We start from the raw sequence: 13,317 nt of genomic DNA on the forward strand, positions 1-13,317 counted from the left end.
CGGCCGCAACTCGGCATAGGGTGACGGGGCGTTGAACGGATGCTCGCTTGCGCGCATGCGGTGGGCGGAGTGCTGATGGCGCCCCGCACGGGGGAGAGGTAGTGATGGGCGGCGCGCGGCCGCCAGTCGCTCACTTCTTCAGGATATTCGCGCGCGCCGCCCATCCGGCACTCGGGTTCAAGTGACGATTAGCCGCGATCAGCTCGCCTCGGCGCGATATGGCTTCGTGCGGAAGGTGTCTGACACCCTTCAAACGACGTCGCAGGCTGTAGCCCGCTTCACTTGGGTGTCAGACACTTGAGATGCAGCGACCGCGCGCAGCGGCTTCGCGGATCGCACGACATCGCGTAAGCCTCAAAAGGCCGCCCGGGCGGCCGCTTTGAGGCGGGCACCGCACACCAAATCGCACGCGTCCGCGCAGCGGCATCATCAACCGCAAGACACCGCCAAAGCCCCGAGGCCGCCCGCGCGGCCGACCAGGGGCGAGCAACGCAAAGTCTTCCGAACCCAGGCAAACGCAGCAAAGCACGCCAGCACCGCCGCCACGCGCGAAGCGTCAGCGCACCGACGCAAGACACCGCGTAAGTCCCCAAAGGCCGCCCGCGCGGCCGGCCGGGGACGGGCCCTGCAAGACGCTTCCACTTAAAGAATGCGCGCGCCAGAATGCCAAGCACACTACTCCGCCCGGCTGCGGTGAAGTTTCAGACGCTCGAGTCCGGCGCGGCGGCGGGCTGCGATGCGTGGGGCGTCGATAAGCCCGAGGGAAACCGAAGGCAGTCGCCGTAGGCGACAACGAGGTTGACGCAGGGGTAGTCCGGAGCGAAGGCTCCGGACCGCAATCGCAGCCCCACGCATCGCAGCCCGCCGCCGCGCCGGACGGACCAGGAACCCACATCGCCCCCGCCCAGGCCCGCCCGTATACACTCCTCCAAAAAACCACAACACCGGAGGAGCAAACATGCGCATTCTGCTGGTCGAGGACAATCTCGATCTGGGCGATGCCGTGGAGAGCAAGCTGCGTTCGGCCGGCCATAGCGTGCAATGGGTGCGCGACGGCGTGCAGGCGCTGCGTTGGGGGCTGGATGAGGCCTGGGACGCGCTTGTCCTGGATATCAACCTGCCCGGCAAGGACGGATTCACCCTCATTCGCGAACTGCGCGCCGCCGGACTGGAAGCGCCCGTGCTGGTGATGACCGCGCGCGCGGAGATCGAGGACAAGATCGATATGCTGGACCTGGGCGCGGACGATTACCTCGTCAAGCCCTTCGACCTGCGCGAACTCGAGGCCCGGCTGCGTGCGCTGCTGCGCCGCCCGGCGGGTCAGACCAGCAGCGTCACGCGCTATGGCAACCTCAGCCTGGACCTGGCCAACCGCCATGTCGAACTGTCCGGCGCGCCGCTGGAGCTGGGCCGGCGCGAATTCCGGCTGCTGGAGATCCTGGTGGGCAAGCTGGGCCAGACCGTCGCCAAGGAGCGCCTGATGAACCAGCTCTTCGACCTGGACGACGGAACGCTCAATGCGCTGGAACTGCTGATATCGCGGCTGCGCAAGAAGCTGGCGGGCGCGTCGATCGATATCGTCACCGTACGCGGCGTCGGCTATCAGGCCCGCAGCCATGAACATCCCTGAAAGCTTTTCGATCCGCCGGCGTGTCTTCACGCTCGGCGCGGTGCTGCTGGCCTGCGCCCTGATCGGGCTTGTGTTCTTCCTGCGCGGCTACGCCCAGCGGGCCGCGGAACAGGCCTTCGACCGGCTGCTTGCGGCTTCCGCGCTGACGATCGCCGGGTCGGTGCAGATCGAAGACAACAACGTCACCGTCGAGCCGCCGGTATCGTCCCTGGCCATGCTGTCGAGCGGCGAACGCGTGTTCTACGAGGCGCGCACCTCCAATGGCCGCCTCATCACCGGCTACGCCGACCTGGCGCCGGGCCTGCCGCTGGCGCAGTCGGCCACGCCTGTCTTCACCTACTTGCGCTACCACGACGAACCCATCCGCGTGGCCACGGTCGGGCGGCTGGTGTCGGCCAGCCAGCACGCGGGCTGGGTCACCTTGCGCGTGGCCGAGACGCTGGGCTCGCGCGAAGCGCTTGCCAGCGAGATCCTGGGTCGCAGCGTGCTGCCGCTGGTGGTGGTGTCCCTGGTGGCGCTGGGCCTCCTGTGGTTCGGCGTGCAGCGCGCATTCGCGCCGCTGGCCGTCGTCGAACGGGAACTGCGGCGCCGCGCCCCCGACGACCTGGCCCCGCTCGTCAAGCCGGTGCCCCGCGAAGTGCGGCGGCTGATCGAGGCGCTGAACGCATTCATGCAGCGCCTGTCCGGCACCATGGACACGCTCAACACGCTGGTGGCCGACGCGGCGCACCAGGTCCGAACGCCGCTGGCCTCGCTGCGCGCGCAGGCCGAGGTCGCGCTGGACGAGACCGATCCGCAGCGGCTGCACGCAAGGCTCGAACGCATCCACCTGAACGCCACGCACGCCAGCCAGCTGATCAACCAGCTGCTGATGGACGCCACCATCACCCATCGACTGGGCAAGGGCGCCCGGGCGCTCGTGGGCGTGGCGGAAACCATCAACGAGACGCGACGCCGGATCGGCCCGGTGGAGGCGCAGCGGCTGCGCATCGCGATCGCGCCCGAAGTCCGGCGAGCGCGGATCGCGGGCGATCGGGTCGCCCTGCGCGAAATGCTGCGCAACCTGGTCGACAACGCCCTGCGCTATGCGCCGGACGGCCCCGTCGACATCCAGGCCACGCCGGTGGCCGGCTACCGCGTGGCGCTGACCGTGTCGGACCGCGGCCCCGGCGTGGCCGACGACGAAAAGGACGCCGTGCAGCAACGGTTCGCGCGCGGCCGGGCGGGCGCGGCCCTGCCCGGATCCGGCCTGGGCCTGGCCATCGTCCGGTCGGTGGCGTCCGCCCATGGCGGCTCGCTGTGGCTGCTGGACCGGCCCGGCGGCGGCCTGACGGCCCGCGTGGTCCTGCCGCTGGCGCGCTCCGGCCCCGGGCGCACGCTGGCGGCGGCCGTCGGCGCGCTGGGCCTGGCCTGCCTGCTCTGGGCCGGGCCGCCCGCCGACGTCCTGGCCGCCGACATCCCGGAAATCGTCACCCGCTATCCCGCGCCGCAGCCCTCCTCCCGCGTCCTGACCATTGCCGGCCCGACGGACACGCCGGTGGTCGCGCCGCTGATCCAGGGATTCCAGTCGCAGCGGCCGGACGTCAGCGTCGTCTACCGCGAAATGGGCAGCCGCGAACTCTACGAAGCGGCCGTCGAGGGCCGGCTGAAGGATGTCGACGTGCTGATGAGCTCGGCCTCGGACCTGCAGATCCGGCTTGCCAACGACGGCTACGCACAGAGCTACGCCTCTCCCTATGCGGCCAGGCTGCCTTCTTGGGCCGTGTGGCGCCACGAGGTCTGGGGCTTCACCTTCGAGCCCGCCGTCTTCGTCTACAACCCCAAGCGCTTCCTTGAGGCCGAAGTGCCGCGTTCGCGCCAGGACCTGCTGCGCCTGCTGGAGCAAGACCCGTCGCGCCTGCGCGGACGGATCGGCACCTACGACATTTCCGCCAGCAGCGTGGGCTACCTGCTGGCCGAACAGGATGAGCTGGTGTCGTCCAACTTCTGGGGCCTGGCCAACGCGATGGGCCAGGCCGGCGTGCGCCTGGCCGCCACCAGCGCCGAGATCCTGGACGCCATCGAGCGCGACGAACTGGACATCGGCTACAACATCCTCGGCTCGTACGCGCTGTCGCGCCAGGCCGCGGGCCGGCCGATCGGCGTGGTCTTTCCGCAGGACTACGTGCTGGTGCTGGCGCGTTCGGCGCTGATCGCGCGGTCCGCCCCCAATCCGGACCTTGCCCGCGCGCTGGTGGACTGGCTGCTGTCCCCCGCCGGGCAGCAGGTGGCGTCCAGCCACGCGGCGCTGGGCTCGATCATGGAAGACACCCCGGGCCGCTGGACTTCCGAAGCCGTGCTGGCCCGCTCCCAGGGCATCGTGCAGCCCGTGGTGCTGAGCCCCGCGCTGCTGGTGGGCCTGGACCAGCGGCGGCACTCGCGGTTCGTGCAGAACTGGATCCGGCTGGTCACCGATACGCCGCAGCGGCCCTAGGGTGCTGCCCTCGGGATATCCCCTAGGCAGAGTCTGTCGCCATGACAGGACGACGACAGACGCCCGCTCCTAAGATGGCCGCAGGCAGGACCCAGATCCCGCCCATGCCAATACCAATCGGAGACAACATCCATGCTTGCCAAGTCCCAACTGGCGGCCGCCTGCGCCGCCGCATTCGCCATCGCCACCGGCAGCGCCTTCGCGCAGGCTGTGCCGGCGGGCTATCCGGCCGATTACCAGAAGATCCTGGACGGCGCCAAGAAGGAAGGCAAGGTCGTCATCTATTCGACCACCGACACCAAGGCTGCCGGCCCCATCATCAAGGGCTTCGAAGCCCTGTATCCGGGCGTCAAGGTCGAATACAACGACATGAACAGCACCGAGCTCTACAACCGCTACATCAGCGAACAGGCGGCGGGCGGCAGCAGCGGCGACATCGTCTGGAGCTCGTCGATGGACTCGGCGCTGAAGCTGGCCACCGACTACGCGCTGAAGTACCGCTCACCCGAAGCGGGCAAGCTGCCGGGCTGGGCCAACTGGAAGGATTCGGCCTACGGCACGACCTACGAGCCGGCCGTGTTCATCTACAACAAGCGCCTGATCCCCGCCAATGAAGTGCCCACCACTCACGGCGCGCTGGCCAAGCTGATCTCCAGCCAGCCCGACAAGTTCAAGAACAAGGTCACCACCTACGACATCGAGAAATCCGCGGTCGGCTTCATGCTGGCGGTGCAGGACAAGGCCAACGATCCCAAGTACTTCGAGACCCTCAAGGGCATCGGCGCGGGCGGCCTGATCGTGCAGTCGTCCACCGGCACCATGATGGAACGCGTGTCGTCGGGCGAAAACCTGATCGGCTACAACATCCTGGGCTCCTACGCCGAAACGCGCGCCAAGAACGATCCATCGCTGGGGGTGGCCTACCCGACGGACTACGCGCTGGTGCTCTCGCGCGTGGCGTTCATCAGCAAGAAGGCGAAGAACCGCAACGCCGCCAAGCTGTGGATGGACTACCTGCTGTCGCAGAAGGGCCAGGAGATCATGGCCAACCAGGCCGACCTGGCCTCCGTGCGCGACGACATCGCGGGCGACAACGACGTGGACGGCATGACCAAGAAACTGGGCGCATCGCTCAAGCCGATCCCGGTCGACGAAACGCTGCTGGACTACCTGGAGCAGAACAAGCGTCTGGAATTCATCAAGCAATGGCGGGCGGCGGCGGGCAAGTAATGCCCGGGCTCCGGACAGGCAGGCCGTCCGGAGCCGCCGCAAGCGCGGCAGGCGGGGCATCGCCCGCCTGACCTCCCCCGGGGCGCACCGCTCCCCGGCGGCGCGGCCACCGCGCCATTCGAGACCACAGGATTTCCCATGCAGTCATTGCGCAGAAAATGGCAGTCCCTGCCACGCGGCGTGGTGGTGCTGATCACGGCGCTGGCCATCTACGTGCCGCTGTCGTTCATCATCGTCCAGAGCTTTCTCTCCGCGCCCTTCTTTGCCCCGTCCAAGGCCTGGAGCCTGGACGCTTTCCGCTTCATCTTCGCGGACCCCGATTTCTACAAGGCCCTACGCAGCGGCTTCATCCTGGCCTTCGGGCTGGCCGCCATCGCCATTCCGCTGGGCGGGATGCTGGCGTTCCTGATGATCCGCACCGACCTGCCAGGCCGGCGCTGGATCGAACCGCTGATCCTGGTGCCGGTGTTCGTGTCGCCCATGGTGCTGGGCTTCGGCTACGTGGTCGCGGCCGGGCCGGTGGGCTTTTTCTCGACCTGGGTGCAGAACATCCTGGGCTTCGTGCCCTGGAACGTCTATTCGCTGACCAGCATCGTCATCATCGCCGGCCTGACGCACGTGCCGCACGCCTACCTGTATATCTCGTCGGCGCTGCGCAGCATGGGCTCCGACGTCGAAGAGGCCGCGCGCGTGGCCGGCGCCTCGCCGCTGCGCGTGATGGTGTCCGTCAGCTTGCCCATGGTCCGTCCGGCGATGCTGTACGCCACCGTGCTGCTCTTCTTCCTGGGCCTGGAAGTGTTCGGCCTGGTGCTGGTGCTGGGCGATCCCGAAGGCAACCTGGTGCTGGCCACGTACCTGTACAAGCTCACCAACAAGCTGGGCATCCCGTCCTATCACCTGATGGCCGCGGTCGCCGTGGTGCTGATCTGCATGACCATCCCCCTGGTGATGCTGCAGCGCCGCCTGATGCGCACCGCCAACCGCTTCGTGACCGTCAAGGGCAAGGCGTCGCGCGCCCGGCCGCTGCCGCTGGGCAAGTGGCGCTGGGTGGCCGGCGCGGTGGTGGCATTCTGGTTGTTCGTCACCATCGTCGTGCCGCTGACGGGCGTGCTGCTGCGCGCGTTCGTGTCGAACTGGGGCATGGGCGTATCGCTGCTGGACGTGCTGTCGCTGGACGCCTTCCATACCGTGTTCGCGCAACCCAACCTGATACGCGCCATCGTGAACTCGGTGGCGATCGGCGTGTTCGGCGGCGCGCTGGCGGTGATGTGCTACCTGTTCGTGGGCCTGGCCATGCACCGCAAGCCCGACAACGTCACGCGCTTCATGGACTACAGCGTGCTGGTGCCGCGCGCGGTGCCGGGCCTCTTGGCCGGCCTGGCGTTCCTGTGGGTGTTCCTGTTCATCCCGATGTGGCTGGACAACGCGCTCGACGTGGACGAAAACGGCTGGCTGTCGGCCCTGCCCTTCGCGGAATGGCTGCGCGAGAACTTCGTCGAATGGCTGCGCGCCCTGCGCAGCACGATCTTCAGCGTGTGGCTCGCCTATACCGTGGTGTGGATGGCCTATGGCCTGCGCCTGATCTCATCGACCCTGCTGCAGGTCGGGCCCGAACTGGAGGAAGCCGCCCGCAGCGCCGGCGCGCGCCGCGGCCAGGTCACCCGGCACGTCACCGTGCCGCTGGCCAAGTACGGCCTGATCGGCTCGTGGCTGCTGATGTTCCTGATCTTCGAGCGCGAATACTCCACCGGCGTGTACCTGCTGTCGCCGGGCACGGAGACCATCGGGTCCATGCTGGTGTCGCTGTGGGCTTCGGGCGCCATCGACATCGTGGCCGCGCTTTCCTTCATCAATATCGTTCTGGTCGTGATCGGCCTGGGCATCGCCCTGCGATTCGGAGTCAAACTTCATGATTGAGCTTTCTGTAGAAGACCTGCATCTGGACTATGGCGACAACCCGGTGCTCAAGGGCGTGTCGATGCAGCTGCGCCAGGGCGAAGTGGTGTCGCTGCTGGGCCCCTCGGGCAGCGGCAAGACGACCCTGCTGCGCGCCGTGGCCGGCCTGGAAGGCCCCAAGCGCGGCCGCATCACAATCGGCGACAGCGTCGTCTACGACGGCGCCGCCCGGACCGAAGTGCCAGCGGAAGAGCGCAATCTGGGCCTGGTGTTCCAGTCCTATGCCCTGTGGCCGCACAAGACCGTGTTCGAGAACGTCGCCTACCCCCTCAAGCTGCGCAAGGTGCCGGGCGCCGAGGTCCGCGAGCGCGTGCAGGCCGTGCTGGATCAGCTGGGCCTGGGCAAGCTGGGGCAACGCCACCCGCACGCGCTGTCCGGCGGACAGCAGCAACGCGTGGCCATCGGCCGGGCGCTGGTGTACAGCCCGCCGGTCATCCTGCTGGACGAGCCGCTGTCCAACCTGGACGCCAAGCTTCGGGAAGAAGCCCGCGCCTTCCTGCGCGAACTGATCATCCGCCTGGGGTTGTCCGCGCTGATGGTGACGCACGACCAGAGCGAAGCCATGGCCATCTCCGACCGCATCCTGCTGCTGAACAACGGCAAGATCGAACAGCAGGGCACGCCGCAGGAAATGTACGGGGCGCCGTCCACGCTGTTCACGGCCGAATTCATGGGCAGCAACAACCGGCTGGACGGCAAGGTGACCGAACTGCGCGACGGCCAGGCCCGGATCGAAGGCCGCGGCTGGGCGCTGTGGGGCAAGGCCGGCGCGGGCGTCAGCCAGGGCCAGGACGCCACCGCGGTCATTCGCGTCGAACAGGTGCGGCTGGCCGACGACCCGGACGGCAACCACGTCGACATGCCCCTGCTGACCAGCATGTACCTGGGCGACCGCTGGGAATACCTGTTCCGCACGCCGGACGCGGATCCCGCCCGCACGCTCGCCTTGCGCGCCTACGGCCCGGAAGGTCGCGAGCCCGGTCCCTGCCGCCTGGCGCTGCCCGCGAGCAAGGTGTGGATCTTCCCCCGGGCATCCGCCTGAACGCCCCCTCGTCCATCCGTCCGAGGGCTGTTACAGCCTTTGGACGGACCGCGCCGCGGGCCCGGACTCGCCTTACAATGCGTTCGTGCAACGCGCTGACTCCCCCTCCACGCTGAGCCGTTTTCTCTGGTGGCTGGGCGCCCCCGCCCAGCATTACCTGCGTATCGGCATCGCAATATCGTTGTTGGTTCACGCCGGCGCGCTGGCGTGGCGTTTCGGCGCGCCAGCGCTGACGCGCCCCCCCGTGACCAGCCTGGAAGTCGTGCTGCTCAATGCCCGCAGCGAAACCCCGCCGGAAACCCCGCGCGCCCAGGCGCAGAACCAGATGACCGGCGGCGGCAACGCCGAGCGCGGCCTGTCCACCACCCCGCTGCCCCAGACCGGCGACTCGGGCGAGACCATCGTGCTCGAGGCCATGCGCCGGCGCCAGGTGCAGCTTGAAGCCGAACAGACCCGGCTGATGACCCAGCTGCGGTCGGCGCAAACCGCCGGCGCCGAACGCCAGGCCGTCAATCCCTGGCCGGACGGCGCAGACCTGGGCCAGGATTCCCAGGACCAGGCCAGCATCATCCAGAACGCCCAGGTGGCGGCCCTGGCGGCGCGGGTCCAGCAGTACAGCGCCGAGCCCCGCAAGCAATTCGTCGCGCCTTCCGCCGAAGCCTCCCGCTACGCCGCCTACCTGGACGCCTGGCGCACCCGCATCGAGACGGTCGGCACCCAGCATTACCCCGACGAGGCGCGCGGACGCATTTACGGGACCCTTCGCATCACCGTCTCGGTGCGCGCCGACGGCAGCATCGCCAACGTCGAGATCGACCAGCCGTCGCCGCACGCCGTCCTGAACCAGGCCGCCCGCCGGATCGTCCAGCTGGCGGCCCCCTTCCCCCCGTTCCCGCCCGATATCGCCCGCGATACGGACGTGCTGGTCATCACCCGCACCTGGCATTTCGTCAACGACACCCTGGAAACACAAGCCCCATGACCGAGGCGACTCTTCCTGCCCGCTACGCCGTCATCGGCAATCCCATCGCACACAGCCGTTCGCCCCAGATCCACGCCATGTTTTCGCAGCAGACCGGCAAGCCGCTGCGCTATGAGCGCCTGCTGGCGCCGGTGGACGGCTTTGCCGATGCGGTCGCCGCCTTCGTGGCGGACGGCGGCCTGGGCCTGAATGTGACGGTGCCGTTCAAGCTGGACGCCTATGCGCTGGCGGCCGGCCGCCTGTCCAGCCGCGCCCGGCTGGCGGGCGCGGTCAACACCCTGTCCTGGCGCGATGGCGCCTGGCACGGCTGCAATACCGACGGCGTGGGCCTGGTCACCGACCTGCTGCGCCTGGGCGTAAGGCTGGACGGCGCGTCCGTGCTGCTGGTCGGCGCCGGCGGCGCGGCCCGCGGCGTGCTGCAACCCCTGGCTGAAGCCGGCTGCGCCCGCATCCACATCGTCAACCGCACCGCCGCCCGCGCGGAAGAACTGGCCGCCGCCTGGCGCGAAAGCGGCGTATCGCCGCAAACCCGAGTTACCGGAGGCCCGCTGGCGGACGCCGCCGCGCCCGGCGGCTGGAACCTGGTCGTCAACGCGACCGCCAGCGGCCTGCAGAACGCCGCGCCCGACCTGCCTTCGGGGCTGTACGCACCCGGCGCCGCCGCCTACGACATGATGTACGGCGCGCAGCCTACCGCCTTCATGAAACAGGCCCAGGCCGACGGCGCCGCGCTGACGGCCGACGGTTTGGGCATGCTGGTGGGCCAGGCCGCCGAGAGCTTTTTCATCTGGCATGGCGTGCGGCCCGATCCCGCGCCGGTGCTGGCGGCGCTGCGCGAGGCGCTCGCCGCAGGGCGCTGAGCGGCATGGCGACGCGCACCGGCCGCAGCGGCTCCGGCCGCAATTGGTTCCGGATCACCACCGGGCTGCTGATGGCGCTGGTCTGCGCGATCCTGCTGTACCAGTTCTGGCTGTTTGCCCAGGTGGTCTGGTACAACTACCGGGATCCCGGCAGCAGCGCGGTGATGCGCGAAGAGCTCTCGCGCCTGCGCCAGGACAACCCCGCATTCGAGCTCAAGCACGAATGGGTGCCCTACGACCAGATCAACCGCACGCTCAAGCGTGCGGTCATCGCCTCGGAGGACTCCAATTTCACCGGGCACGACGGCGTCGAGTGGGACGCCATCCGCAAGGCATGGGAATACAACCAGAAGCAGGAGGAAGCCGGACGCAGCAAGATGCGCGGCGGCTCCACCATTACCCAGCAGCTGGCCAAGAACCTGTTCCTGTCCGGTTCCCGCAGCTACCTGCGCAAGGGGCAGGAACTGGTGCTGGCCTACATGATCGAACATGTCATGAGCAAAGAGCGGATCCTGGAGCTGTATCTGAACGTAGCCGAATGGGGCGTGGGCGTCTTCGGCGCCCAGGCCGCCGCCAGGCATTATTTCAATACCACCGCCGCCAATCTCGGGGCCAGCCAGTCGGCCCGGCTGGCGGCCATGCTGCCCAATCCGCGCTTCTACGACACGCACCGCAAGTCCAACTACCTGAACTCCCGGGTCGGCGTGCTGACGCGCCGCATGCAGATGGTCGACATTCCATGAGGGAAAACGGGATAGTCCCGCCCCTATAGCCCACTGCGGGCACCGGGATTTGTTAAGCTTTCACGTTTACGCGCTCCATTCCCATTCTTCTACATGCGTACCGCACGTCGCTACCTGGCCCGCGAGGTCTATCGCTCTTGCGCAGTGGTCCTGATGGCCCTGCTTGGCCTTTTCACGTTCTTCGCACTGGTGGACGACCTGGACAACGTGGGCGACAAGTTCTCCATGATGGCCCTGCTGTACATGCAGGCGCTGGCGATCCCCACCCGTCTCTATGACCTGCTGCCCATCGGGCTCCTGATCGGCGCAATCCTGGCGCTGGCGGGCCTGGCGCAGCGCAACGAACTCGTCATCCTGCGGGTGTCCGGCGTCAGCGGCATGCGCCTCCTGCGGATGCTGTGGGTGGTGACCATTCCGCTGATGATCGGCGCCGGCCTGTTGTCCGAATACGTCACGCCCTGGGCCGAAATGAAAACCGGCGAGGCCAACCTGATGTTCCGGGGCAAGGCCGGCGGCGACCGCCTCAAGAGCGGCTACTGGTTCAAGGAACCCACCGCGAATGGCGGCACGCGCATCATCAACATCGCCGAACTGAAGGGCGACGGCCAGGTGGCTGGCATCACCCTGTACGAATTCAAGAAGGACCTGACGCTGTCGGCGCTGTCCACCGCCCCGACCGGCCTGTTCGCCCACGGCGACCTGGTGCTCAAGGACGTGGCGGAAACGCGGCTGGACGCCGAGGCCGCGTCCGCGCTGGCCAATGCGCGCCCGCCCAAGAACCCGCCCGCCGTGGTCGTGAAGCTGCCCGAGCGCACCATCGACACCACGCTCAGCGCCGAACGGCTGCTGGCGCGCGTGCTGACCCCGGAACGCATGTCCATCGTCACCCTGCTGGACTACGTGGACTACCTGCGCGACAACCAGCTGCAATATGGTCGACAGGTCGTCGCCTTGTGGCGCAAACTGGCCTATCCCTTCACCCTGCTGGTGATGATCACGATCGCCGCTCCCATCGGCCTGATGCAGACCCGCCGCGGCGGCGTCGGCGCCAAGGTGTTCGTGGGCATCCTGCTGGGCGTGGGCTTCTTCATGTTGAACCAGCTTGCCCTGAACGTGGGCATGCTGGGCAAGTGGCCGCCCTGGCTGACCGCCCTGGGCCCGAACCTGGGCGCCATGGCGGTGGCGCTGGCCGCCATGAGCTACATGGAGTACCGCCACACCATTACGCGTGTCGTCCAACAACGCTGGCCCTGGAGCAAAAGTCCCGCATGAACGGCAGTATCTGGATGATCGGCGACGTGCAGGGCTGCTGCTCGCCGCTGGATCGCTTGCTGTCCCACCCCGACCTGGTCGGCGACCCCGCGTCGCGCTTCTGGTTCGCCGGGGATCTGGTCAATCGCGGCCCGCAGTCGCTCGAGACCCTGCGTCGCATCATCGACCTGGGCGACCGCGCGACAGTGGTGCTGGGCAACCATGACCTGCATCTGCTGGCCACGGCCGCGGGCGTGCGCAAGCCTTCAAAATCGGACACGCTCGAGGCGATCCTCCGGGCGCCGGACGCGGCCGACCTGCTCAACTGGCTGCGGTTCCGGCCGCTGGCGCATTTCGAGCAGAACCACCTGCTGGTCCACGCGGGCACGCTGGCCAAGTGGGACGTCGCCAAGACGCTGTCCCTGGCCGGCGAAGTCCAGGATGCACTGCGCGGCGCGAACTGGCAAAAGGCGCTGCAGAAGATGTACGGCAACGAACCGGCCACCTGGAAGGAAGACCACAAGGGCGGCAAGCGGATGCGGGTGATCATCAACGCGCTGACGCGCATCCGCCTGTGCACACCGAACGGCCACATGGAATTCGCCACCAAGGTGACGCCGGGCGCCTGGCCGCCGGGACTGGTCCCGTGGTTCGACGTACCCAACCGCGCCACGCGCAATGTAACGACGGTGTTCGGGCACTGGTCGACGCTGGGGCTGCTGCAGCGGCCGGACGTCATCTGCCTGGATACCGGATGCGTGTGGGGCGGGTCGCTGACGGCGTTGCGGTTGCAGGATCGGAAACTGGTGCAGGTGAAGTGTTCGCAGTTTCAGGATCCGTTGTCGGAGTGATTGGGGGCTTGGGGCTGGGGGTGGGGCTTTGTCGACATGATCGGTCTTCGTAGGCACGATCAGGTCTTCGTAGGCACGATCAGGTCTTCGTAGGCACGATCAGGTCTTCGTAGGTTCGGTCAGGTTTTCATCGGCGCGATCAGGTCTTCGTAGGTCGCCCGGCGCCGCGGTCGCCATGGCTCCGAGCGCCCACGATTGCGGACGGGAGCGGTCGCACCGGACTACCCCCTCGTCATCTTCGTCACGGCCTGCGGCCGTTCCTTCAGATTCCCTCGGGCGCATCGAGGTTGCTCGCAGCC

Annotated in this window: 10 protein-coding genes; all 10 read left to right on the forward strand. The window is 68.0% G+C overall.

Annotated features, from left to right (window positions below; genetic code table 11):
- The first annotated feature begins 958 nt into the window (after positions 1–958).
- The 10 genes from ABE485_RS30080 (at position 959) to ABE485_RS30125 (ending at position 13,018) form a co-directional block, all read left to right on the forward strand.
- Positions 959–1,630 (forward strand): response regulator transcription factor, encoded by a 672-nt coding sequence (locus ABE485_RS30080; protein WP_346518914.1) that lies wholly within the window; start codon positions 959–961, stop codon positions 1,628–1,630.
- A complete protein-coding gene (locus tag ABE485_RS30085) occupies positions 1,617–4,103 on the forward strand; it encodes a sensor histidine kinase (protein ID WP_346518915.1) in 2,487 nt (828 codons plus the stop codon). The genes ABE485_RS30080 and ABE485_RS30085 overlap by 14 nt, the downstream gene beginning before the upstream one ends.
- Positions 4,104–4,235: 132 nt before the next feature.
- On the forward strand, positions 4,236–5,333 hold the full coding sequence (locus ABE485_RS30090) for an ABC transporter substrate-binding protein (RefSeq protein WP_346518916.1): 1,098 nt from the start codon (positions 4,236–4,238) through the stop codon (positions 5,331–5,333).
- A gap of 138 nt (positions 5,334–5,471) precedes the next feature.
- Positions 5,472–7,250, forward strand: coding sequence for an ABC transporter permease (locus ABE485_RS30095; RefSeq protein WP_346518917.1), 1,779 nt, complete (start codon positions 5,472–5,474; stop codon positions 7,248–7,250).
- Complete coding sequence (locus ABE485_RS30100) at positions 7,243–8,331, forward strand: ABC transporter ATP-binding protein (protein WP_346518918.1); 1,089 nt, start codon at positions 7,243–7,245, stop codon at positions 8,329–8,331. Before ABE485_RS30095 ends, ABE485_RS30100 begins: the two co-directional genes overlap by 8 nt.
- Before the next feature lie 85 nt (positions 8,332–8,416).
- A complete protein-coding gene (locus ABE485_RS30105) occupies positions 8,417–9,313 on the forward strand; it encodes a TonB family protein (protein WP_346518919.1) in 897 nt (298 codons plus the stop codon).
- Positions 9,310–10,173, forward strand: a complete 864-nt coding sequence (gene aroE, locus ABE485_RS30110; protein WP_346518920.1) for a shikimate dehydrogenase — start codon at positions 9,310–9,312, stop codon at positions 10,171–10,173. Before ABE485_RS30105 ends, aroE begins: the two co-directional genes overlap by 4 nt.
- Before the next feature lie 5 nt (positions 10,174–10,178).
- Positions 10,179–10,916 carry a monofunctional biosynthetic peptidoglycan transglycosylase gene (gene mtgA / locus ABE485_RS30115; RefSeq protein WP_346518921.1) on the forward strand — a complete coding sequence of 246 codons (738 nt, stop codon included), beginning with the start codon at positions 10,179–10,181 and terminating at the stop codon, positions 10,914–10,916.
- A 93-nt stretch (positions 10,917–11,009) separates the two neighbouring features.
- Entirely contained in the window at positions 11,010–12,188 is a 1,179-nt protein-coding gene (lptG, locus tag ABE485_RS30120; RefSeq protein WP_346518922.1) for an LPS export ABC transporter permease LptG, read from the forward strand.
- Positions 12,185–13,018 (forward strand): symmetrical bis(5'-nucleosyl)-tetraphosphatase, encoded by an 834-nt coding sequence (locus ABE485_RS30125; RefSeq protein ID WP_346518923.1) that lies wholly within the window; start codon positions 12,185–12,187, stop codon positions 13,016–13,018. The genes lptG and ABE485_RS30125 overlap by 4 nt, the downstream gene beginning before the upstream one ends.
- Positions 13,019–13,317: the final 299 nt, after the last annotated feature.

This window comes from Achromobacter spanius (assembly GCF_039673305.1).
Taxonomy (GTDB): Bacteria; Pseudomonadota; Gammaproteobacteria; order Burkholderiales; family Burkholderiaceae_B; genus Achromobacter; species Achromobacter spanius_F.

Excerpts from the sequence above, each read along its gene's own strand:
- ABE485_RS30080 (WP_346518914.1), top strand. The coding sequence starts at position 959 with ATGCGCATTCTGCTGGTCGAGGACAATCTCGATCTGGGCGATGCCGTG.
- ABE485_RS30085 (WP_346518915.1), top strand. The coding sequence starts at position 1,617 with ATGAACATCCCTGAAAGCTTTTCGATCCGCCGGCGTGTCTTCACGCTC.
- ABE485_RS30090 (WP_346518916.1), top strand. The coding sequence starts at position 4,236 with ATGCTTGCCAAGTCCCAACTGGCGGCCGCCTGCGCCGCCGCATTCGCC.
- ABE485_RS30095 (WP_346518917.1), top strand. The coding sequence starts at position 5,472 with ATGCAGTCATTGCGCAGAAAATGGCAGTCCCTGCCACGCGGCGTGGTG.
- ABE485_RS30100 (WP_346518918.1), top strand. The coding sequence starts at position 7,243 with ATGATTGAGCTTTCTGTAGAAGACCTGCATCTGGACTATGGCGACAAC.
- aroE (WP_346518920.1), top strand. The coding sequence starts at position 9,310 with ATGACCGAGGCGACTCTTCCTGCCCGCTACGCCGTCATCGGCAATCCC.
- mtgA (WP_346518921.1), top strand. The coding sequence starts at position 10,179 with ATGGCGACGCGCACCGGCCGCAGCGGCTCCGGCCGCAATTGGTTCCGG.
- lptG (WP_346518922.1), top strand. The coding sequence starts at position 11,010 with ATGCGTACCGCACGTCGCTACCTGGCCCGCGAGGTCTATCGCTCTTGC.
- ABE485_RS30125 (WP_346518923.1), top strand. The coding sequence starts at position 12,185 with ATGAACGGCAGTATCTGGATGATCGGCGACGTGCAGGGCTGCTGCTCG.